Below are 20,462 nucleotides of genomic sequence, written 5' to 3'. Positions count from 1 at the left end.
GGCGGAACCGTGGCAGGTTCTCCTGTCTTCTCCGTTGTGATCCCGACCTACAATCGAAGTGAGTCGTTGCGGCGCTGCCTGAGCGCGGTGATCCGGCAGGACGGCCTGGAGCACGAGGTCATCGTCGTGGATGACGGATCCACCGATGACACGGCGGAGATGGTGCGGCGAGAGTTCCCTCAGGTGCGCTACATCCGCCGGGAGATGAACCGGGGGCCGGCCGCGGCCCGGAATCGGGGGATCGAGGTCGCCACGGGAGAGGTCGTCGCCTTCACCGACGATGATTGTGTGGTCCCCTCCGATTGGCTGCGGCGCCTGCACGACGGGTTCCGGCGACACCCGGGCGTGGCAGGCGTGGGAGGATACCAGGACCCGCCCGAGGCGTTGATCCGCACCAACGCGGTCGCCCGCGCCGAGCACCTGCGGCGACTGCGACGGTGGGGGGCGCGGGCGGCGAGGGAGGAGGCCGGGCGCGATGTGCCGGGGCTGGGGACCAACAACGTCGCCTACCGCCGGGATGTCCTCTTGGATGTGGGCGGGTTTGACGAGCGCTTCCCGGTGGCCGCCGGCGAGGATGTGGATCTCAAGCTCCGTGTCGCTCAGCGCGGCCATCTCCTGCTGTATCTGCCGTTGAAGGTGGAGCACTTTCGGGAGTACACGCTCCGCGCCCAATGGCGGGCCTCCGTTCGACGGGGCATCGGCGCGTATTATTTCGAGGCCAAACATGCGAGGGCGCCTACCGTGGGGCGTATCCTGTTGCGTCTGATCAAACGGACGCTGCTCTTCTTCCCCCATCTGCTGCAGATGCCCGGGGCGGTGGCTGGCGTCATCGTCCTCAGCGACGTGGCCGATGCGCTGGGCCAGCTTCGGGCCGCCCGGCTTTATCGCGGGGCACTTGCAGACGGCTTGCAAGGGAGTGCACATGGGTGAGCGGGTTCTGATCATCGGCTTGGATGGCGCGTCGCCTCATTTGGTGCATCGCTGGCGTGCTCATCTCCCCCATCTGGCCCGATTGATGGAGGAGGGGACCAGCGGGACGTTGTGGAGCGTGATCCCGCCGCGTTCCGTCCCCGCCTGGTATTGCTTCGCCACCGGGATGAACCCGGCCAAGATCGGCGTCTTCGGCTTCAGCCAGCGCCTCTCGGGGACGTACGACTACACCTTCGCTAATTTCTCCTACTGTCAGGCTCCTCCCTTTTGGGAACTGCTGAGCCGGCGAGGGATTTCCACGGGCATCGTCCACGTGCCAGGCACGTTCCCTCCCCGCCCGGTCGAGGGCTTCCTCCTCTCCGGCTGGCCTGCCCCGCTGAACCGGGGGAATCTCGTGTATACCCATCCTCCTGAGCTCAGTCGGGAGGTGGATCGTTTCCTGGGGCGCCCCTTCGAGTTCGTCAGCTCCAAGCCCCTCGGCCAGGACGATGACGCCGAGATATTGGAGGGGCAGCTTCGCTTCCTCCGTATGCATGGGGACGTGGCCTTCCATCTGCTCCACCGCTACACCTGGCGGGTGGCCCTGGTGGTGCTGACTCCGCTGGACCAGGCCAGCCATCAGTTCTGGCGGCATATAGATCCTGAGCATCCCCGGCACGATCCCGCCCTGGCCGCCCGCTTCGGCGAGGCCCTGTTGCAGGTCTACCGTGATGCGGATGAGCAGGTGGGGCGTCTGTTGGATCTGTTGGATCACGATGACTGGGTGTTCATCGTCTCCGATCATGGCTTTGGCCCTGCCTATCGCGTCTTCTATCTCAACGAGTGGCTGCGGGAGCGGGGATACCTGGTGTTGAAGAGCGAGAAGCCGGTGGGGAAAGTGGGCTGGCGCACGCGTCTAATGGGGAAGCTCGCCGCCCCGCTCTTCTGGCTGAATCAGGCATCGCCCACCTTCCGTCGCCTGGCCGATCCGCTCAAGAAGCGCGCCCTCTCCAACTTCCTGCGCGATGAGTACGTGCGCGCAAAGCGGCGTGGCCTGGTGCGGTTGAACCACCTCCCTGTGGATTGGGGGCGCACCCGGGCCTATTGCCCCGACGAGGCCAGCCTCTACCTGAACCTGCGCGGGCGTGATCCGGAGGGGATCGTGGAGCCCGGGGAAGAGGCAGAACGTCTGCTGGCGGAGATCGAGGATGGACTGCGCCACATCTCCGATCCCACGACGGGGGACCCGATGCCCGTACGATTGTACCGCAAGGAGGAGATCTATGGCGGCCCCTTCCTGCGGGATGCCCCGGAGCTTACGGTCGTCATGGATGACTATCGGACGGAGGTGATGGCCGAGATGGGGACCGGGATGCCCTTCGCTGACCCGGTGCGCAGCGGCACCCACGCTCTCGATGGGCTGTTCATCGCCCGGGGGCCAGGGATCCCGGCCGGGCAGCGGATGGACGCGGGCCTGATGGACATCGCCCCGACGGTGTTGCACCTGCTGGGGGCGCCGGTGCCGGAGGAGGCGGACGGCTGGGTGTTGCTGGATCTCTTCTCTGAGGATGCGGAACCCCGGCGGAGGCCGGTGGCGCGAGAGGCGACCCTCGGCGGGCGGAGCGCGGAGCAGGCGTATACGGATGAGGAGATGGAGCAGATCGAGCGGCAGTTGAGGGATCTGGGATATTTGGGGTGACTGCGATGCGCATCGCTCTGCTCACGTTGGACTTCCCGCCGGGCGTAGGCGGGGTACAGACGTATCTCTATGAGATCGCCTGTCGTCTGGCGAAGAGGCACGAGCTGATCGTGGTGACCCCGGTGGGGGCGTCTCCGGATGCGGAGGAGCCCTTTCGGAGGGTAGTCCTTCCCTCGTCGACCCCGTGGGCCTTCGCCCGCTCCCTGGGCGCGCTGCGCCCCGACCGTGTGCTGGTGGGGCATGCCCATCCCCGGCTGCTCGTGCCCGCCGCCCTCGTGGCGCGGGGACGGTATGGGGCGATCGCGTACGGGAACGACTATCTGGCCGCGCAGCGCCGCTGGCATCGTCCCCTCTTCAACTGGCTGTTGGGGCGCTCTCGCCCCCTGGTCACCATCACCCGGGCCAATGCTGAGCTTTTGCGGCGATTGGGGTTGCCCCGCCCGGTGGTGGTGTATCCCGGCACCGATCCCACCCGCTTCCGGCCCCCACCCTCTCCCCCGGAGTCCCCCTTCGTCCTCCTGACCGTGGGGCGTCTGGTCCCGCGCAAAGGGATCGACATGGTATTGCGGGTGTTGCCCGCCCTGCTGGCCGAGTTCCCGGGGTTGCGCTATCGTGTGGCTGGTGATGGCCCGGATCGCCCACGCCTGGAGCGGATCGCGCGTGATCTGGGCGTGGCCCATGCGGTGGAGTTCCTCGGCCGCGTCCCCGATGAGAGGCTGCCCGATCTGTATCGCAGCGCCCACGTGTTCGTGATGCCCGCTCGTGAGGAGCGAGAGGCGGCCAGCATGGAGGGGTTCGGCATCGTGTATCTGGAGGCCAGCGCCAGTGGACTCCCCGTGGTGGCCGGGCGCAGCGGCGGTGCTGTGGAGGCCGTTCGGGAGGGCGAGACCGGCCTCCTGGTGCCCCCGGACGATCCTGAGGCGCTGACGCGAACTCTGCGAGATCTCCTGGGGGATGCGGCCCTGCGGCGTCGGATGGGGCAGGCGGGCCGCCGCTGGGTGGAGGAGGAGATGAACTGGGATCGGGCGGCGAAGGGGATACTCCGAGCATTGGAGACACCCTCGTGACCTTGAAAGTGCTCTTCCTCGACCATGCGCTCGCGCTGGGCGGCGCCGAGCGCAGCCTGTTGCTCCTCCTCAAGCATCTGGATCGTACCCGCTGGAAGCCCCATCTGGCTTGTGCCGGAGGCCCTTTGGCCGAACAGGCCATCGCCTTGGGCGTCCCGGTGCATCAGGCTCCCATGCCCCGTCTGCGTCGTTCCCCCCGCGCCCCGTTGAACTGGCTGATCGGCGCCCTGGCGATCGCCCGGCTGGCCCAGGAGATCGACGCCGCTCTACTCATCGCCAACACGGTCCGTTCCGCCCTCTACGCCTCCCTCGCCGCTCGCCTGGCCCGGTGCCCGTTCGTGTGGCACATGCGTGACTTCTGGCTCTCGGAATCCCGCCCCAGGCGTCTCTGGGCCGATGGGCTGGGCAAGCGCCTGCTTTGCGCGACGGCGACCCGGGTCATCGCCAACTCTCGTGCCACCGCCGCTCATCTCCCCTGCCCGGGGAAGGTCGTGGTCGTGTACAACGGGATCGAGGTGGAACGATTCGATCCCAGTCTGGACGGGGAGGCGTTCCGAGCTGCCTATGGCATTCCCTTGAGCGCATCGTTGGTGGGCATGGTGGGGAGGCTGCGCCCCTGGAAGGGACAGGATCGGTTTCTGCGCGTGCTGGCCCGGATCCGTCAGGATATGCCGGATGTATGGGGTGTGATCGTCGGCGGCTCCCCGTTCGAAGTGCAGGATGACTATCCTAGGCGTCTGGAGCGCCTGACCGCCGAGCTGGATCTGCGGGACCGTCTCGTCTTCACTGGGCATTTGGAGGACGTGCGTCCGGCTCTGGCGGCGATGGACGTGTTCGTGCACCCGGGCGATCCGGAGCCGTTTGGCCTGGTGAATCTGGAGGCGATGGCGATGGGCAGGCCCGTGGTGGCCTTTGCCCACGGTGCGTTGCCGGAGATCGTGGCGGATGGCGAGACGGGGATACTGATCCCGCCGGGCGACGAGGGGCGTATGGCCGATGCGGCGGGTGCCCTGCTGCAAGACTCCACACGGCGGGAGGTCATGGGCCAGGCCGCCCGGGCCCGGGTGGAAGAGCGATTCACGGCGGATCGAATGGCGCAAGCCGTCACCAGGGCGCTAGAGGATCTGTTGTTGAGGACCCAGTAGTGTATCCGAAACGGTGGAGATCTCGCCAGCCCTATCGCGAGCCCTCAGGGGAGATGTGGAGGGATCTCCCTCCGCTAGGATATCCTCTTTTCCGCCTTGTACCTGTCCTATTTCCACACGAGAGGAATATATCACCGGCAGAAGAGATTGACAGTCGAAAGATGTGGTGTTATCATGATGTCAAAAGTGATGTCATGAGTGCATGGAGGAGAAAGGTGATTCGGACTCAGGTCCAGTTGACAGAGGAACAATCGAGGGCACTAAAGGAATTAGCCCTTAAGGAAAACGTGTCGATGGCTGAACTGATCCGTCGGGCAGTGGATTACTGGTTGCGGACGGTAGGTCCGGTTTCCATGGAAGAGCAACGCCAGAGGGCTCTCGCCGTTGTCGGCAAGTTCCATTCTGGAAAATCGGATGTCTCCGAGCGGCATGACGAGTATTTGGCCGAGGCCTATAGCGAATGACCGTTTTTGTAGACACGTCCGCTCTGTATGCTCTACTCGACGCCGATGACGCGAATCACGAACAGGCTAAGGACGTTTGGGGCCGGCTACTTCGGGAGTCCACTCGTCTCATTTGTTCTAACTATGTGCTACTGGAGAGCATAGCGCTTATCCAGAGACGGCTTGGGATGTCTGCCGTTCGGGAGTTTCAGCGGGGGATCGTTCCCCTTTTCGACGTCCATTGGGTGCCCCCAGAGGTCCACGCGGTCGCTCTCGGGACGCTTCTTGCTGCCGGACGACGTAGCTTTAGCCTGGTGGATTGCACCAGTTTTGAACTCATGCACCGTTTGGGAATTCGCACCGCGTTTGCTTTTGATCGTCACTTCGTTGAGCAAGGCTTCGTCTGCTTGCCTTGACCCCACTGTCCTGGTGTCCCTGGATCCCCTCTGCGGGGTGGCGTGATCAGCCTTTCTGCCCATCCGACGCGGCGTACGCCGCATCCAGGAGATCGACGACGTGCATGACCCGGATCGGGGCACCCTCTTTGCGCAGCCCGGCCTCGATCTGTAGCATACAGCCGATGTTCGCGCTGACCACCACCTCCGGCTCGACCTCCCGAATCGTCTCCAGCTTCTCCGCCAACACCTGCTGCGATAGCTCCGGGTGGGTCAGGTTGTAGATCCCGGCACTGCCGCAGCATCGATCGGACGCCCGCATCTCCACGAACTCCAGGCCCGGGATGCTGCGCAGGATCTGCCGTGGCTGCTCCCGGATGCCCTGGGCATGGACCAGATGACAGGGGTCGTGGTATGTGACCCGGGCCTTCACGCGGCCCTTCGGCGGCTCGAACGAGATCTCCGTCAGGAACTCGGTCACGTCTCGCACCTTGGCCGCGAACGCCTCGGCCTGGGCACGCTCGGCGGGATCGTCGAACAGCTCCGGATACTCCTTCATGGCCGCGCCACATCCCGCCGCGTTGACGACGATCACCTCGGCGTCGGCGAAGGCGGCGATGTTCTGCCGGGCCAGCCGGCGGGCGGCCTCCCGCTCGCCGGCGTGGATGTGTAACGCGCCACAGCAGCATTGTCCCTCCGGCACCTCCACCGCGCAGCCGTTGCGGGCGAGCACGCGGACGGTCGCCCGGTGGGTATCCGGATAGACCAGCGGCATGACGCACCCATAGAAGAGGGCGACCCGCCTTTTCTGCTCCCCCTGGGCGGGTGTGTGGGAGGCTTCCCTGGGGCTGAAGAATTGAGATGAGAGGGTCGGCGCCAGGCTCTCCGCATACAGCAGCGCCTGGGGGATCAGGCCGCGCTGGCCCAGCCAGTGGAACAGCCGGGAGAGGGCGCTGCGTTGATAGAACCGCAGCGCCGTCGCCACCAGCCTCAGACGCGTTGGGTAGGGGAAGAGATGGTCGAAGATCAGGCGACGCAGCCCACGTTCCCATCGGGAGCGGGGCAGCGCCCGCTCCACCTGGCCGCGGGCCCTCTCCAGCAGGCTGCCATAGGGCACGCCGGATGGACAGGCGGTCGTGCATGCTCGGCAGTCCAGGCATTGGTTGATGTGCAGGGCGAAGTCGGGCGAGATCGTCAGGCGCCCATCGGCCACGGCCTTCATCTGATAGATGCGGCCACGCGGGGAGTCCATCTCCAGGCTGAGCACGCGATAGGTCGGGCACTGGTTCAGGCACAGGCCGCAGTGAGTGCATTTGTCGAGCCCGTCCAGGCTGGGCGCCTCTCCGGGCAGGTAATTGCCTAACGCCATGAGCGACTCGGGCATAGGATCTCCATCCAGCGATGCGTTATGAGAAGCGATATGCGGGTTCAGACGATGAATCGGCCGGGATTCAGGATGCCGGCGGGATCCAGCTTCGCTTTGATCCCTCGCATCAACGGCAACGCCCCCTCGGTGGTTGTGCCCCAGTAGTCCAGGGAGGGCGATCGGCGCGGGGCCTGCCGGACGAAGAGCCAGCCGCCCATCGTCGTGATCCGCTCACGCGCCGAATGCACCGCCCCAGCCAGGGATGGATCCGGCGGCGCGTCCCAAACCGTCAGCACTGTGCCTGCGCCGACGTGAGCCCATGAGCGACTCGGCCAGCCGTGCACCTCGGCCACCGTCGTCAGCGTACGCACCGCCTCGACCACGCGGGAGGGCAAGACGTTGGCCTGGAGGTGGACGCCCGGCGCGTGGAGCGAGGGATCTGCCAGGTGTCTCCAGAGCGTTTCCTCCTGATCGCCCTCCAGAATGCGATCCGCCTGAGCACCCTCGGCGGATGCCATCGCCTGGGTCTCGGCGATCTGACGCTCGACCGTGGCCGGTGGCCCACCGAAGCGCACGAAGAGGTCCACCGGAGGGACGCCGGCCTCCTCCGTGCCGATCGGTGCGATGGTGAGCCCCTGGGGGCCCAACCGTGAGCTGTGAAGCCGGAGGGCGATCGTTTGGGCCTCCGCCCAGGAGGTGCAGCGTACCGCCACCGTCCGCCGGACGGGGGGGATGGGGTAGAGTCGGAGCGAGGCGGCGGTGATGACCCCCAGCGTTCCCCATGAGCCGTTGAACAGCCGGGTGAGATCGTAACCGGCCACGTTCTTCACAACGCGCCCGCCCCCGCGAATCAGCGAGCCGTCGGCCAGGGCCACGGTCACGCCCAGCACCATGTCGCGGGTGGACCCGTAGCGCAGCCGCTCGGGGCCGGCCGCGTTGGTGGCGATGAGCCCGCCGATGGTGGCCCGCTCCGGCGTGGCCACCGTGATGGGCAGGAATTGCCCCTGAGGCGCCAGCACCTCGGACAGCGCGGCCAGGGTGATCCCGGCCTCCACGGTGATCACCAGCTCGGCCGGCTCGTAGTCGAGCACGCGATTCAGACGGGTGGTGCATAGCGCCACATCGTAGCGCGTGGGGGCGGGCATGGCGGCCTGTTGTGTGCCTCCGCCCCAGGGCACCACCGCCAGCCGCTGGTCGGACGCCCAGCGCAGCGTGTCGGCGATGGCCTGCGCCTCACCCGGTCGGACGACCACGGCTGGCGTCGCATCGTCGAGGGCGTACTCGGCGCGAAGATTCGGAGTGTCGCCGACGTCCTCGCTCGGCAGCCGCTCCTTCAGCCAGGACAGGTCCGTCATGATGTCGGGCTCCATGGGCGGGATTTGTGCAGCGGGGTGGCCTCTCCGGTCATGGCCCGGCCGGTCGGCAGCACCTTGCCGGGGTTGCTCCGCTCGGCCGGATCGAAGATATGTCGCAGATCTTGCATCAGATCCAGCTCCCGTTCGCTGAACAGCATCGGCATATAGTCCCGTTTCTCCATGCCGATCCCGTGCTCACCGGTGATGGAGCCGCCGGCCTTGACGAAAGCGGCCATCATCTCGTCGGTGGCCTTCCACGTGCGGGCCACCTCGTCCGGATCATCGGGGTCGAAGAGGATCAGAGGGTGCAGGTTGCCATCGCCGGCGTGGAACACGTTGAGGATGCGCAGCCCTAGCCGTTGGCCGATGGCCTGCACCTCCTTCAATACGTCGGGCAGCCGGGTCCGGGGAACCACGCCGTCCTGGGTGAAGTAGGACTTGGACAGGCGGCCGATGGCCCCGAACGCGCTCTTGCGGCCCTTCCACAGGAGCTCCCGCTCCTCGGCCGTCTGGGCCCGACGCACGCTGCGCGCTCCCTCTGCTCGACAGATCTCCTCGATCTGCTCCACCTGCTCGTCCAGGCCCTCGCTCAGCCCCTCCACCTCGATCAGGAGCACGGCCGCGGCGTCGAGGGGGTAGCCCACGTGGACGTACGCCTCGATCGCCTGCAGGGCGAGCTGGTCCATCATCTCCAGCGCGGCCGGGATGATGCCCGCGGCGATGATGGCGGAGACGGCGCGCGAGGCCGATTGCAGGTCGTCGAACACGGCCAACAGGGTGCGCACATCCTCCTGTAGCGGGGCGAGCCGCACGGTAACCTCGGTGACGATGCCCAGGGTGCCCTCGCTGCCGACGACGAGGCCGAGCAGGTCGTAGCCGGGCGCGTCCAGGGCGGCGCTGCCCAGGGTGACGACCTCGCCGTTGGGGAGCACCATCTTCACGCCGAGGACGTGGTTCAGGGTGACCCCGTAGGCCAGGCAATGGGGGCCGCCGCTGTTCTCGGCCACGTTTCCGCCGATGGTGCAGGCGCGCTGGGAGGAGGGATCGGGCAGGTATTGGAGGCCGTGGGGCGCCACCGCCTCGCCGAGGTCGCTGTTGACGACGCCTGCCTGGACCACAGCGCGCATGTTCACCGGGTCGATGTGGAGGATCTTCTTCATGCGGGCCAGGCTGATGACCATGCCGCCGCTGGTGGGGATGGCGCCGCCGGAGAGCCCGGTGCCGGCGCCGCGGGCCACGAAGGGCATGCCCGCCTCGTTGGCCAGGCGCACGGCCGTGACCACCTGTTCCGTCGTCCTGGGAAGCACGACCACGTCCGGCGTCGCCCGCTCGACGTAGCCGTCGTATTCGTAGAGCATGAGGTCGTAGGGTCGGTGCAGCACGGCATCAGGGCCCATCGCCTCCTGCAGCGCGGCGATCAGACCATCGCGTGAGAGGGGCATCGCTACCTCCTGGTGGGGAACGATCCGACGCATCGTCCGAGGGGGATGCTGGAACCCCGCAGCATTTTACCACAGTCTCCGATCCCGTCGAAACGGCTCCTTCCCGCGGTAAATGTATCCTTCTCGGTGGATTACTATGGAGAGGCTTTGAGGGGCGCAGCCCCGTAAGGGCGACCGGCCGGTCGCCCTTACGGCAACCCTTTACCTGCCTCGCTCGGCCTTATGTGCCTGAACCAGGCCGAGCCGCCCGATGGGCGGAGGGCAGATTTCTATATCTGCCCTCCCTGGGCTGTTTCACGGATTTCAACATTGCCATGTGCATCGCCTCTGCTTTGGCCTGCGTCGAGGCTATCGCTCCTTCCATCGGCCGTCTCATCGTCGAGAGATCAGGAAGGCCAGCTCGGTGGCGAACTCGAACCGGCGGATAGTCCACGGCCTCCCGGCCGTGAGCGCCCGGAAGGCGACCTCATAGTGATCGAGCATCCCCTTGTCCCGCCCTCCCAGGCTGCGGACCGGAAACGAGACCAGGATGTGGTCCGCGGCCAGCGCCTCCAGGAGCCTGGCCCCGGACTCTCGATCCACCTGCTCCAGGCAGGGGATGGTCTTCAGCACGAGGGCCACGTCCACATGCCGATCGAGGGGGACCTGCAGGACGTCGCCCGCGTGTGCTCGGCCCTTCACAGGCATCATCGTCAGGAACTCGTTCAGGAAGTCGGCCATATCCCGGTAGATGTCGTAGGCGATGTACGTGGCGCCCTCGACCAGTGGCATCCACGGGATCGCCAGAGGGTTCAGCCCGCAGGCCACATCCAGCACGGAACGGACGGGGGCGATCTCGGCCAGCGTGGTCGCGTAGAATTCGTCCAGGATGGGCAGCCGCTCCCGTGTAGACGCGTGGTGTCGCATGATCTCCACGCAGGCCCGTCGCAGGGCCGCCTCCCCGGCTTCGGCGGCCGTCCGCAAGGTGCGCAGCCATTCGTCGTAGTGAGGCGTTCCCGCCAGATAGGCCCCGGCCACCTGATGCAGCTTGCTCTTGGTCGCCTTGACCGCTTCCTTCAGATTGCGCCGCCGGGCCAGCTCACGAGCGCCCACGTGGCGAACGAAGTCCGGCGCGATCTGCCTGTACCTGGCGCTGGCCAGCACCCGCTCGACCAGCCGATCCAGCGTCTCCTCAGGATTCGTGGTCATCTTGCTCCACGCGCAGGCGTTCCATGAGCTGGGTCATGAAGCGAAGGTTGTGGATCGTCGCCAGCCGCAGGAACGAGCTGTCGTTGATCTTGAACAGGTGATGCAGGTATCCCCGGGAGTATCGGGTGCAACACAAGCAGTCACAGAATGGGGAGATGGGATCGGCGCTCTTGATGTGCTTGTTGTCGCCGATGTAGAGATAGGCGAACCATGGGCCCGTCAGCCCGGCGGCCGGGTCGGTCGCGAAGGTGTATAGCCGGCCGTGGCGCGCGTCCCGGGTGGGCATGGCGCTGTCGAACAGGTCGTATCCCAGCCGGACGCACGTCACCACGCTGGGGGGATGCCCCACGCCCAGCGCGTGCATGGGAAAGTCGGAGGGGATCAGCTCCCGGGTGTACCCGATCAGGTCGACCAACAGGTTTCCCTCCGCATCCAGGGGCCAGCCGCCGTAGCCGAACCCGTCGAAGCCGATCTCCAACAGCGCCTCGGCGCATCGCTTGCGCAGCTCCCGGGAGCCGCCCCCCTGGATCACCGCGAAGATCAGGGGGCGCTGATCCTCGCTCAGCCCCTTCTGCTCGATCAGGTGCTGGAACTCGGCCTTGCACCGCCGGGCCCAGTCGATGGTGCGCCGGACCGACTCCCGCTGTGCCTCCGGCGGATCATCCACATGGGTGCAATCGTCGAGGCAGATGACCACATCGGCGCCGTAGCGGAGCTGCAGCTGGATGCTCTTCTCGGGCGTGAGATGGAACCGGCGGGAGGCGCCTTCGGGCCGGAAGACGATCCCCTGGTCCGTCAGGCGGCCGTAGTTCGGGTTCTGTCGGATCATGGAGTACGCCTGGAACCCGCCTGAGTCGGTCACGATGGGGCGCCGCCATCCGGACATGGCGTGGAGCCCGCCCAACGCCCGGATAGTGGAGGTGCCGGGGCGCTGCATCAGGTGGAAGATGTTCATCACCACGGCCTGGACCTGGCATCGCTCCAGATCCGTGCTGTCCACCGATCGGACGACGCCCTGGGTGGCGTCGGGCAGGAAGGCGGGGAGTTGCAGGAGACCGTGCGGGAGTTGGAGATTGGATCGGGTACGGGTCACGCTAAAAGCTCTCATTTTGACGAAGGGCGAGCGATGAAAAGCGATGGACGATCGACGATGAATAAAGGGGCTCTGTTCCCTTGTCTTTTCTCTTCGTCATAGGATCAACATCGCGTCGCCGAACGAGTAGAAGCGGTAGCGCAGACGGATGGCTTCCCGATAGGCCCGCAGGATGAGCTCCCGGCCGGCGAAGGCGCTCACCAGCATGAGCAGCGTGGAGCGGGGGAGGTGGAAGTTGGTGATCAGGGCGTCCACGACCCGAAAGGGGAACCCCGGCTTGATGAAGAGGTCGGTCCATCCGGAGAAGGGGGCCAGCTCGCCCTCGCGAGCAGCCGTCTCCAATATCCGCACCGACGTCGTCCCCACGGCCACGCATCGCCCGCCCGCCGCTCGCGTCTCCCGCACCTGTTCCACCACTTCGGCTGTGATCTGCCCCCACTCGGCGTGCATCTTGTGTTCCTCGACGTGTTCCGTCTTCACCGGCCGGAAGGTCCCCAGTCCTACGTGCAACGTCACGAAGGCGAAGCGGACCCCTTTCGCCTGCAGGCGATCGATCAGCTCCGGCGTGAAGTGGAGCCCGGCCGTGGGGGCGGCCACGGAGCCGGCGATGCGGGCGTACACCGTCTGGTAGCGTTCGGGGTCCTGTAGCGGCTCGTGGATGTAGGGCGGCAGGGGGATCTCCCCGACCTGCGGCAGCAGCGCGTCGACAGGGCGGTCGAACTCGACGACGCGCCCCCCGTCCTCCGTCTCGGCGAGGATATGCGCCACGGCCGCCTCCCGCCCGGCCGCGTCCTCGATGTGAATGCGCGTGCCCGGGCGCAGCCCCTTGCCGCGCACCAGCGTCTCCCATGTGCGGTCGTCCCGGCGGGTGAGCAGGAAGACCTCGACGCGGCCGCCGGTGGGCTTGCGTCCGTGCAATCGGGCCGGGATCACCCGGCTCTCGTTGCACACCAGCAGATCGCCGGGCCGCAGGTACTCCACCAGATCCCGGAAGATGCGGTGTTCGAGATCGCCCGTCTCCCGGTGCACGACCAGCAGGCGGGAGCTATCTCGGGGCTCTACCGGCGTCTGTGCGATCAGCTCAGGCGGTAGCTCGTAATCGAAATCCGCGGTTCTCACGTCTCAGAGCGTTCGGCCGCGCGGACCAGCGCCACGGCGATGAGGCAGATCGCCAGCGCGGCCATCAGGTTCGTGACGAAGGTGATCCCGGCCAGCCATTGGCCGATCTGAAAGGCCGGCATCATGCGGGAGAGATAGATGGGCGACAAAGCGATGATGGCTCCCAACAGCGCGCGCAGCTCCAACAGCGCGAAGCCGATCAGGGCCAGTATGCCGGCCGCCAATCGGCCTCGGGAGATCAGGATAGCGCCTGCGCCCATGCCGACCAGATAGGCCAGCAGGAGGGGCAGGTTGATCAGGAAGGGTCCCAGGAAGGACAGTGATCCCATGTGTCGCCTCGTTCTTTCAGGATAGCGTTCCCGTCAGGATCTCGATGCCCGATCGGCTGCCGCTCGTACCAGCGCCTGAAACAGGCGCCGATGGAGGTGGGGCACCTCCCGGTGCCGCTCGGGGTGCCATTGCACGCCCAGGACGAAACGGTGGTCGGGGCTCTCCACCCCCTCGATCAGCCATTCCTCGGGCAGGGCTCGGGCCGATGCGATCAGCCCCGGCGCCAGCATGTCGGCCCGGATGCCCTGATGATGGTAGGTGTTCACGGCCACCTGGCCGGAGGCCCCCAACGTCGCCGCCATGAGCGTCCCCGGCTCTACCCAGATCAGGTGATGTTTGTAGGCGCCCTTGGGGGTGCGGTGCCCCTCGCCCAGGTCCTGGATCAGCGCGCCGCCCATGGCGACGTTCAGGAGCTGGATCCCCCGGCAGATGGCGAGGATGGGCCGGTCGTCTCGCAGCGCCGCCCGGGTGAGCTCGATCTCCATCTCGTCCCGAGCCTCGTCGACGCCATCGGCCTCCGCGCCCGCCATGGGCTGGCCGTAGTATCGTGGGTGGACGTCGCCTCCGCCGGACAGCAGCAGCCCGTCGATCGCCTCCTGATGGGGGTGTGGGCCGTCGGGGGCCAGCACCACCGGATCGCCGCCCGCCAGGCGGACGCTCTCCATGTACCAGCGCAGCCGCTCCAGCGAGGCGGGCTCCAGGGAACGTGCGGTGACGCCGATCTTGGGTCTCATGGCGGTGTGTCCCCCTCGTTGAACAGGCTGGGCTGTTCGGGTCGTTCCGGGAACGGCACACCCAGATGCTCGTAGGCCCGGCGAGTTGCCACGCGACCGCGCGGGGTTCGATCCAGGAAGCCCAGTTGCAGCAGGTACGGCTCCACCACGTCCATGATGGTATCCGGCTCCTCGCTGATGGCGGCCGCGATCGTCTCCAGCCCCACCGGGCCCCCGCCGAACTTGTGGATCAGCGCCTCCAGCACCTTGTGGTCCAGGAAGTCCAGCCCCAGCTCATCCACCTCCAGAAGGCGCAGCGCCTGATCGGCCACCTCGGCGGTGACCTCTCCGTCGGCCCGTACCTCCGCGTAGTCACGCACGCGGCGGAACAGCCGCAGCGCCACGCGCGGCGTCCCCCGGGCGCGTCGCGCGATCTCGGCCGCCCCGTCGTCGGTGATGGGGACGCCCAGCAGCCGGGCGGCCCGCCGCACGATGGACTCCAGCGCGGCCTGATCGTAGAAGTCGAAGCGATACACGGCGCCGAATCGCGCCCGCAGCGGGGCGGTGAGCAGCGCCAGGCGCGTCGTCGCCCCGATGACCGTGAAGCGCGGCAGCTTCAGCCGGATGGAGCGGGCGGAGGGCCCCTTGCCGATCACGATGTCGAGGGCGAAGTCCTCCATGGCGGGATAGAGGACTTCCTCCACCGCCCGGCCCAGCCGGTGCACCTCGTCGATGAAGAGGATGTCGCCCTGGCGCAGGTTCGTCAGGATGGCGGCCAGATCGCCGGCGCGCTCGATGGCGGGGCCGGCCGTGACCTTGATGTTGGTGCCCATCTCGTTGGCGATGATGTGCGCCAGCGTCGTCTTGCCCAGGCCCGGCGGCCCGTACAGCAGGATATGGTCCAGGACCTCGCCGCGGGCCCGCGCCGCCTCGATCAGGATGCGCAGGTTATCCCGCAGGCGATCCTGGCCCTCCAGATCGTCCAGCCGTTTGGGGCGGAGCGCGGCGTCCAGGGCCCGCTCCTCCGACTTTGCATCCGGTGAGATCATGCGTTCGCTCATTTGTTCCCCCACGGCATTATACCAGATGCGGGCGCGGAGGGAAAAACGCTCATGGGAGGGGACGTGCATCCTGCCGGGGCGGATGTTCGTCAAATCTGTGTCTGTGGGCTGGCATCGCGCAGAATGTCTTGACTTCCAAAAGAAAAGCTGGTATAAGGGGGTACAATTTCAAGGGTGTGCATCCGAAGGTCGAAATCGGGTTGAGATGGGAGTTTTCCCCGTTTGATGTATGGTGGATAACAGATCCAAATTGGTATACCTGCAGACGTGACGTCTGCAAGAACCCAACCGGTGGTGGGCCGGCGAGGTGAAAGATGCCGAGCAGAGAGGAAGTGACACAACGAGAGAGAGAACGGCTGGAGGCGGAACGCGATCAGGTGCTGGCAGATATCGAGATGCTGCAGGAGTCGCTCAAGGGCGAGGTGGATATCGACGCCGAAGAGGGCGACCCCGACCTGATCGAACGGGAGAAGAGTGCGGCGCTGTTGGCCGCGTTGGAGGCCAAGCTGAAGTCGATCGAGGCCGCGTTGCGGGCGATCGAGAAAGGACAGTATGGCATCTGTGAGCGATGTGGTCAGCCTATCCCCCCTGAACGCCTGGAGGTGAAGCCCGACGCCACCCTCTGCGTCCAGTGCCAGGTCGAGGTGGAGAAGTTGATCAAGCGGGGGCTCTATCGACCGCCTGGCGCGGTGTAAGAGGGAAGATGCGAGGGCGCCTTGCGCCGCATATGTGGGCGCGACCTAGGCTGTGAGCGATCGCGAATGCGTCCGTCGGGGGAAGAGTCAGGAAGCGCATGACAAGGGGTGGGTGTCCCATGGGTACGCCGCCCCTATTTTTGTTGAGCGGCCCCGCGGCAGGCGGGGCCGAGACGATCTCGTCCTCCCCGCATGTCGTCCATGCCGGCGAATCGCCGGGTGATGGGCCTGTCGAAAGGAGTGTCGCTTATGTTCCGTCCTTCCTGGGATGAGTATTTCATGGGGATCGCTTTTCAGGTGGCAAAGCGGAGCACGTGCGATCGAGCGCACGTGGGCGCGATCATCGTCAAGGATCGGCGGATCCTGACGACGGGGTACAACGGTGCCCCGGCAGGGCTGCCTCATTGCGACGACGTGGGGCATCTGATGGTCGATGGGCATTGCGTGCGCACCCTCCACGCGGAGCAGAACGCCATCATCCAGGCGGCGCTCCATGGCGTCAGCGTCAAGGGGGGCACCATATACGTCACCCATCAGCCCTGCCTGACCTGCGCCAAGATGATCATCAACGCGGGGATCGTGCGCGTCGTCTACGCAGGGAACTATCCCGATGAGTACTCGCGGGTATTTCTGGCGGAGGCGGGCGTGGGATTGCAGCACTTCCCGTGGCCGCCGCCGAAGAGGCCGGAGATCGAGGACGCGGGCGTCGAGGGATCGGCAGATCCTCCGGCGTCCGAGTGACGGGCGAAGGGGACCTCCATGAAGACGCTTTCCTTCCCGGACGGTTTCCTGTGGGGCACGGCCACCGCGGCCCATCAGGTGGAGGGGGACAACCGCAACAATCAGTGGTGGGCGTGGGAGGAGCAGCCCGGTCGTATCTGGCGCGGCGATCGCTCCGGCCGGGCGTGCGGCTGGTGGGAGCCCGGTGGGGCGGAGGCGGACCTGGACCGGGCGGCCGAGATGGGGCAGAATGCCCATCGCCTGTCCATCGAGTGGAGCCGCATCGAGCCTGACGAGGGGACGTACGACCGCCGGGCTGTTGCCCGCTATCGGGAGATCCTGCAGGCCATGCGGGACCGGGGGATGGAGCCGATGGTCACGCTCCATCACTTCACGGATCCCCTATGGGTGGCCCGCAGCGGAGGCTGGGAGAATTCCCGCATCATCGATCGATTCCGGCGATATGTTCGGTACGTCGTCGGGGAGCTGGGCGATCTGGTGCGGCTGTGGTGCACCATCAACGAGCCCAACATCTACATCGCGTTCGGCTATCTCCTGGGGGAGTTCCCGCCCGGCCGCCACGATCCTCTGCGGGGGCTGAGGGTCCTGAACCACATGCTGCGCGCCCACGCGGCCGCGTATCGGGTGATCCATCAGATGGACGGCCGGGCTCAGGTCGGCCTGGCGCATCACATCGCCCTCTTCGAACCCGCCGATCCGGGCTCCGCCCTGGACCGGGCGATGACCGCGTTGCAGGACCACGTCTTCAACGCCGTCTCCCTGTATGCCCCACACGATGGGAAGATCCGCTTCCCGGTCGGCACCGGGCTGGTCCATGGCCCTCTGGTGGATAGCCAGGACTTCATCGGCGTCAACTACTACGTGCACTATCGGGTGCGCTTCGATCCGAGGCGGCCGACTCAGGCGCTGGCCCGGTACCTGCTCCCTCCGGGCGCGCCACTGTCGGACATCAAGGCGGATGGCGAGCCGTATGCCGCGCTGTCGCCTCGGGGATTCTATCGTGTGCTCAAGCGGGCGGCGCGGCTGGGCAAGCCCATCTATGTGACGGAGAATGGGATCCCCGACGCCGCCGATCGCGTGCGGCCTCTCTTGCTGGCCACGTATCTGCCGCAGATGCATCGCGCGTTGCGCGAGGGCGTCGACATCCGCGGGTACTTCCACTGGACGCTGGTGGATAACTTCGAGTGGGCGGAGGGATGGGGTTTGCGTTTCGGGCTGATCGAGCTGGATGTGGCCACCGGGGAGCGTGCGTCCCAGCGGCCGTTTCTACGGCGAGATCGCCCGGGCCAACGCGTTGACCCCGGAGATGGTCGCCCGGTACGCTCCGGAGGCCACGGCGGCGGGGTGAGCGCTTTTCGATGGAGATCCCTGAACCGTTCCCCGGGAGCCCGCGCCTTCTCCGCTTTCCGGCGTGGGCGTTCCTCCTCGCGCTAGTGGATCAGCTCGATGTAGAAGTCCACGACCTCCAGATCCATGCGCCATGACTCCACCGCCTGGGCGACCTCCGTGAGCAGCCCGTGGGCGTAGTCGGCGCTGGGCGAGACGCAGGCCACTCCCACCACGGCTCGTTGCCACACGTCCTGTGCGTCCACTTCGGACACGGAGACGTTGAAGTCCCGGCGCAGGCGGGCCATCAGCGGCTTCAGGATGCCGCGTTTCCCCTTTAGCGAGCCGTTCCCCGGCAGGCGTAGCTCCAGGGTGAGCACTCCAATGACCATCGTCATCTCGTCTCGGCCGGCCGTTCAGGGGCTCCCACGCGGCCGGTCCATTCGGGATTGGCGTATCGGCTGGCGCGCAGATCGGCCGCCAGCTCCCGTTCCAGGGGAAGCAGGTCCCCCGGCTCCAGGCGCAGGCGAAGCGCCTGAGCGAATCCCTGAGCCAGGGCCTGGGCCACCTCCCGGAAGGTGGGCGTGCGTCCCAGGACGGCCTCCACGGTCAGGGCGCGTCGTCGGAGCAGGGTGCGAAGCGCCTCGCGACGGGTCTCGCTGGGCACGGCCAGGCAGTCGACGATGCGGGTGAGATCCCCGTACAGGGGGAGCGACCCGTGTTGCAGCACCATGCGGCCGGAGCGGTATTGGGCGCTTCCCATGATCTTGCGGCCGTCCACGCAGATCTCGTAGGCTGATGGGATCTCGAAGCAAGCGGCGGAGACGTCCGCCCCCGCCCGGTTGGTGCCGGGCGCCTCGTCGGCGGGGATGCCCAGGATGCGCAGCCCGGCCACCAGCCCCTGGCTCAGCCGGTGATACGCGTCCATGACCGCGCCCGCCACCCGCGGATCGGAGTCCGGCGCGGCGACGGAGTAGGTCAGCTCGTCCGTGTGCAGGATGGCGCGTCCGCCGGTGGGGCGGCGCACCACGTCATACCCACGCGCCGCGCAGGCTTCCAGATCGATGTCTCGCAGCTTCTGGTGTCGCCCCAGGGAGATGCAGGGGGGCTCCCACATGTAAAAGCGCAGCGTGGGCGGGGCCTCTCCCTGCGCCACCGCCCGGGCGATGGCCTCGTCGATGGCCATGTTGGTGGCGCCGTCGGCCGCGCCGTGGATGATCAGCCGCCACGTGGCGGGCGGGAGGTTCAGGATCGTCATCATTAGGGGGCTTTGGCCTCCTTTAGGAGAATGCTCTTTGTGGCGTTCGCTCACTGAATTATACTTGAGGCCACACCGCCGGGCAATTCGTTGGGAATGCACGAAAAGCCTCCCGGCGATCGCTCCCACGCGAAAAGGCGTATCGCTTTTCAGATGACAACATTGACTTGGTGGATATGCTGTGGTATATTTTTATGAGGAAACGCACGTCTTGTGGTCGGTTTACTAAGGTTCATGGCTGAGGGTTCAGCCGACGAGAACGGCGTGTTCGTCTTCCCCGACCTTGTCCTCACTACCTACACCGTGTTCGTCCGCGGTCCCCACAGCCTGACCGGTCTGGCGAGTGACATCTGGAGAACCCAAAAACCGCAGAGAGGCGTCGAGGACGCCAGGAATAGTGTATTGCGGGCAGGGGATGCCAACGCGGACGGCCGGGTGACCACGTTTGACCTCTTCCTTCCAGCCACCACCCTTAACCAGCGATCAGGATGAGTTGGCTTTACCCCTCTGATAGACCTCAATGATGGCAGTTGGGTGGCTATTCTGAGCTTCTCCTCATTGATGACGAACCTCAACCGTAAGAGAGCATCCGGGCATTCATCATCGGCGGAGCATCGATCGTAGCGGACACGGCGCCGTCGTGTCCCTGTTAGGGTGTGTCTGAACAGTGCCGTTGCTTCTGCTGTGGGGAGGCCCAGAGGGGCGGAGCCCCTCCGGAAGAAGCCTTTCTTTTGCCCTCGACCTGCCTGGCCTCGGCCCGAGTCCTTCGGGAAGGGCTGAGAAAGGCAGGTACAGGCCGGAAAAGTGGGATTTCCGTGGAGGGGAGGTCCCCTCCACTCCCCCCCTGTGGAGCTGGTCGTTGAGGGAGACCCCTCAGACATCTTGCCGGTAAATTTTCAAACACGCTCTGTTAAAAACTGGGCCTTTTCGGCATCTCTGAGGCCTGGCAGCGGCGGTGGTACCGCATGGAACTGTGGAAGGCGACGCATGTGTCGCCCTACCACGGTTGAGTGCGGATTGGTGAATGGGCTTGCGGCGACTTCGAGATCACCCTGGAGGGAGGAGGGGCTATGAGCGCGTTGCGATGAACCGGCCGGGAACTGATACCATGCGCTTG

Annotated in this window: 20 protein-coding genes and 1 pseudogene; 10 read left to right on the top strand and 11 right to left on the bottom strand. The window is 66.3% G+C overall.

Annotated elements, in window-relative coordinates:
* Positions 1 to 9 precede the first annotated feature (9 nt).
* The 6 genes from GXP39_10395 to GXP39_10370 all read left to right on the top strand — a co-directional run bounded on the left by GXP39_10395 (position 10) and on the right by GXP39_10370 (position 5,679).
* Positions 10 to 930, top strand: a complete 921-nt coding sequence (locus tag GXP39_10395) for a glycosyltransferase family 2 protein (protein NOZ28445.1) — start codon at positions 10 to 12, stop codon at positions 928 to 930.
* Positions 923 to 2,608 (top strand): hypothetical protein, encoded by a 1,686-nt coding sequence (locus GXP39_10390; protein ID NOZ28444.1) that lies wholly within the window; start codon positions 923 to 925, stop codon positions 2,606 to 2,608. Before GXP39_10395 ends, GXP39_10390 begins: the two co-directional genes overlap by 8 nt.
* A gap of 5 nt (positions 2,609 to 2,613) precedes the next feature.
* Positions 2,614 to 3,675, top strand: a complete 1,062-nt coding sequence (locus GXP39_10385; GenBank protein NOZ28443.1) for a glycosyltransferase family 4 protein — start codon at positions 2,614 to 2,616, stop codon at positions 3,673 to 3,675.
* Complete coding sequence (locus GXP39_10380; protein ID NOZ28442.1) at positions 3,672 to 4,820, top strand: glycosyltransferase family 4 protein; 1,149 nt, start codon at positions 3,672 to 3,674, stop codon at positions 4,818 to 4,820. The genes GXP39_10385 and GXP39_10380 overlap by 4 nt, the downstream gene beginning before the upstream one ends.
* Positions 4,821 to 5,035: 215 nt before the next feature.
* On the top strand, positions 5,036 to 5,284 hold the full coding sequence (locus GXP39_10375) for a CopG family transcriptional regulator (GenBank protein ID NOZ28441.1): 249 nt from the start codon (positions 5,036 to 5,038) through the stop codon (positions 5,282 to 5,284).
* Entirely contained in the window at positions 5,281 to 5,679 is a 399-nt protein-coding gene (locus tag GXP39_10370; GenBank protein NOZ28440.1) for a PIN domain-containing protein, read from the top strand. Before GXP39_10375 ends, GXP39_10370 begins: the two co-directional genes overlap by 4 nt.
* Before the next feature lie 46 nt (positions 5,680 to 5,725).
* Here the strand turns inward: GXP39_10370 and GXP39_10365 are convergent, their stop codons facing one another.
* From GXP39_10365 to ruvB, 9 genes are all read right to left on the bottom strand, one after another.
* Positions 5,726 to 7,042 (bottom strand): (Fe-S)-binding protein, encoded by a 1,317-nt coding sequence (locus GXP39_10365; GenBank protein ID NOZ28439.1) that lies wholly within the window; start codon positions 7,040 to 7,042, stop codon positions 5,726 to 5,728.
* Positions 7,043 to 7,086: 44 nt separating this feature from the next.
* Positions 7,087 to 8,379 (bottom strand): FAD-binding oxidoreductase, encoded by a 1,293-nt coding sequence (locus GXP39_10360; GenBank protein ID NOZ28438.1) that lies wholly within the window; start codon positions 8,377 to 8,379, stop codon positions 7,087 to 7,089.
* Positions 8,376 to 9,821 (bottom strand): FAD-binding protein, encoded by a 1,446-nt coding sequence (locus GXP39_10355; protein ID NOZ28437.1) that lies wholly within the window; start codon positions 9,819 to 9,821, stop codon positions 8,376 to 8,378. Before GXP39_10355 ends, GXP39_10360 begins: the two co-directional genes overlap by 4 nt.
* 372 nt (positions 9,822 to 10,193) lie before the next feature.
* Complete coding sequence (locus GXP39_10350) at positions 10,194 to 11,009, bottom strand: 16S rRNA methyltransferase (GenBank protein NOZ28436.1); 816 nt, start codon at positions 11,007 to 11,009, stop codon at positions 10,194 to 10,196.
* The gene (locus tag GXP39_10345; GenBank protein NOZ28435.1) at positions 10,993 to 12,117 is read right to left on the bottom strand and encodes a tRNA-guanine transglycosylase; all 1,125 of its coding nucleotides are present in this window, start codon (positions 12,115 to 12,117) and stop codon (positions 10,993 to 10,995) included. Before GXP39_10345 ends, GXP39_10350 begins: the two co-directional genes overlap by 17 nt.
* 81 nt (positions 12,118 to 12,198) lie before the next feature.
* Positions 12,199 to 13,221 carry a tRNA preQ1(34) S-adenosylmethionine ribosyltransferase-isomerase QueA gene (queA, locus tag GXP39_10340; GenBank protein ID NOZ28434.1) on the bottom strand — a complete coding sequence of 341 codons (1,023 nt, stop codon included), beginning with the start codon at positions 13,219 to 13,221 and terminating at the stop codon, positions 12,199 to 12,201.
* On the bottom strand, positions 13,218 to 13,550 hold the full coding sequence (locus GXP39_10335) for a hypothetical protein (protein NOZ28433.1): 333 nt from the start codon (positions 13,548 to 13,550) through the stop codon (positions 13,218 to 13,220). Before GXP39_10335 ends, queA begins: the two co-directional genes overlap by 4 nt.
* A 33-nt stretch (positions 13,551 to 13,583) precedes the next feature.
* Positions 13,584 to 14,285 carry a gamma-glutamyl-gamma-aminobutyrate hydrolase family protein gene (locus tag GXP39_10330; protein NOZ28432.1) on the bottom strand — a complete coding sequence of 234 codons (702 nt, stop codon included), beginning with the start codon at positions 14,283 to 14,285 and terminating at the stop codon, positions 13,584 to 13,586.
* Positions 14,282 to 15,325, bottom strand: a complete 1,044-nt coding sequence (gene ruvB / locus GXP39_10325) for a Holliday junction branch migration DNA helicase RuvB (GenBank protein ID NOZ28431.1) — start codon at positions 15,323 to 15,325, stop codon at positions 14,282 to 14,284. The genes GXP39_10330 and ruvB overlap by 4 nt, the downstream gene beginning before the upstream one ends.
* A 314-nt stretch (positions 15,326 to 15,639) precedes the next feature.
* On the opposite strand from ruvB, the gene GXP39_10320 reads away from it, so the two are divergent.
* The 3 genes and pseudogenes from GXP39_10320 (at position 15,640) to GXP39_10310 (ending at position 18,109) form a co-directional block, all read left to right on the top strand.
* On the top strand, positions 15,640 to 16,020 hold the full coding sequence (locus tag GXP39_10320; protein NOZ28430.1) for a conjugal transfer protein TraR: 381 nt from the start codon (positions 15,640 to 15,642) through the stop codon (positions 16,018 to 16,020).
* Between the two features lie 249 nt (positions 16,021 to 16,269).
* The gene (locus GXP39_10315; GenBank protein ID NOZ28429.1) at positions 16,270 to 16,761 is read left to right on the top strand and encodes a dCMP deaminase; all 492 of its coding nucleotides are present in this window, start codon (positions 16,270 to 16,272) and stop codon (positions 16,759 to 16,761) included.
* A gap of 18 nt (positions 16,762 to 16,779) precedes the next feature.
* Positions 16,780 to 18,109 (top strand): annotated as a pseudogene (locus tag GXP39_10310) (glycoside hydrolase family 1 protein).
* 82 nt (positions 18,110 to 18,191) lie between these two features.
* Here the strand turns inward: GXP39_10310 and GXP39_10305 are convergent.
* Together GXP39_10305 and GXP39_10300 are read right to left on the bottom strand one after the other, a co-directional pair.
* The gene (locus GXP39_10305; GenBank protein NOZ28428.1) at positions 18,192 to 18,479 is read right to left on the bottom strand and encodes a DUF503 domain-containing protein; all 288 of its coding nucleotides are present in this window, start codon (positions 18,477 to 18,479) and stop codon (positions 18,192 to 18,194) included.
* 2 nt (positions 18,480 to 18,481) lie between these two features.
* Positions 18,482 to 19,348 (bottom strand): hypothetical protein, encoded by an 867-nt coding sequence (locus GXP39_10300; protein ID NOZ28427.1) that lies wholly within the window; start codon positions 19,346 to 19,348, stop codon positions 18,482 to 18,484.
* 231 nt (positions 19,349 to 19,579) lie between these two features.
* Here GXP39_10300 and GXP39_10295 point away from each other — a divergent pair, with 231 nt between their 5' ends.
* Positions 19,580 to 19,837, top strand: coding sequence for a hypothetical protein (locus tag GXP39_10295; GenBank protein NOZ28426.1), 258 nt, complete (start codon positions 19,580 to 19,582; stop codon positions 19,835 to 19,837).
* Positions 19,838 to 20,462: the final 625 nt, after the last annotated feature.

The sequence above is a fragment of the Chloroflexota bacterium genome (genome assembly GCA_013152435.1).
In the GTDB taxonomy this organism is placed as follows: domain Bacteria; phylum Chloroflexota; class Anaerolineae; order DUEN01; family DUEN01; genus DUEN01.
Note: the sequence above shows the minus strand (reverse complement) of the source record. Positions and strands in the feature narration are given on the sequence as shown.

Excerpts from the sequence above, each read along its gene's own strand:
- GXP39_10390 (NOZ28444.1), top strand. The coding sequence starts at position 923 with ATGGGTGAGCGGGTTCTGATCATCGGCTTGGATGGCGCGTCGCCTCAT.
- GXP39_10385 (NOZ28443.1), top strand. The coding sequence starts at position 2,614 with ATGCGCATCGCTCTGCTCACGTTGGACTTCCCGCCGGGCGTAGGCGGG.
- GXP39_10370 (NOZ28440.1), top strand. The coding sequence starts at position 5,281 with ATGACCGTTTTTGTAGACACGTCCGCTCTGTATGCTCTACTCGACGCC.
- GXP39_10365 (NOZ28439.1), bottom strand. The coding sequence starts at position 7,042 with ATGCCCGAGTCGCTCATGGCGTTAGGCAATTACCTGCCCGGAGAGGCG.
- GXP39_10360 (NOZ28438.1), bottom strand. The coding sequence starts at position 8,379 with ATGACGGACCTGTCCTGGCTGAAGGAGCGGCTGCCGAGCGAGGACGTC.
- GXP39_10355 (NOZ28437.1), bottom strand. The coding sequence starts at position 9,821 with ATGCCCCTCTCACGCGATGGTCTGATCGCCGCGCTGCAGGAGGCGATG.
- GXP39_10350 (NOZ28436.1), bottom strand. The coding sequence starts at position 11,009 with ATGACCACGAATCCTGAGGAGACGCTGGATCGGCTGGTCGAGCGGGTG.
- GXP39_10345 (NOZ28435.1), bottom strand. The coding sequence starts at position 12,117 with ATGAGAGCTTTTAGCGTGACCCGTACCCGATCCAATCTCCAACTCCCG.
- GXP39_10335 (NOZ28433.1), bottom strand. The coding sequence starts at position 13,550 with ATGGGATCACTGTCCTTCCTGGGACCCTTCCTGATCAACCTGCCCCTC.
- GXP39_10330 (NOZ28432.1), bottom strand. The coding sequence starts at position 14,285 with ATGAGACCCAAGATCGGCGTCACCGCACGTTCCCTGGAGCCCGCCTCG.
- ruvB (NOZ28431.1), bottom strand. The coding sequence starts at position 15,325 with ATGAGCGAACGCATGATCTCACCGGATGCAAAGTCGGAGGAGCGGGCC.
- GXP39_10320 (NOZ28430.1), top strand. The coding sequence starts at position 15,640 with ATGCCGAGCAGAGAGGAAGTGACACAACGAGAGAGAGAACGGCTGGAG.
- GXP39_10315 (NOZ28429.1), top strand. The coding sequence starts at position 16,270 with ATGTTCCGTCCTTCCTGGGATGAGTATTTCATGGGGATCGCTTTTCAG.
- GXP39_10305 (NOZ28428.1), bottom strand. The coding sequence starts at position 18,479 with ATGGTCATTGGAGTGCTCACCCTGGAGCTACGCCTGCCGGGGAACGGC.
- GXP39_10300 (NOZ28427.1), bottom strand. The coding sequence starts at position 19,348 with ATGATGACGATCCTGAACCTCCCGCCCGCCACGTGGCGGCTGATCATC.
- GXP39_10295 (NOZ28426.1), top strand. The coding sequence starts at position 19,580 with ATGGCTGAGGGTTCAGCCGACGAGAACGGCGTGTTCGTCTTCCCCGAC.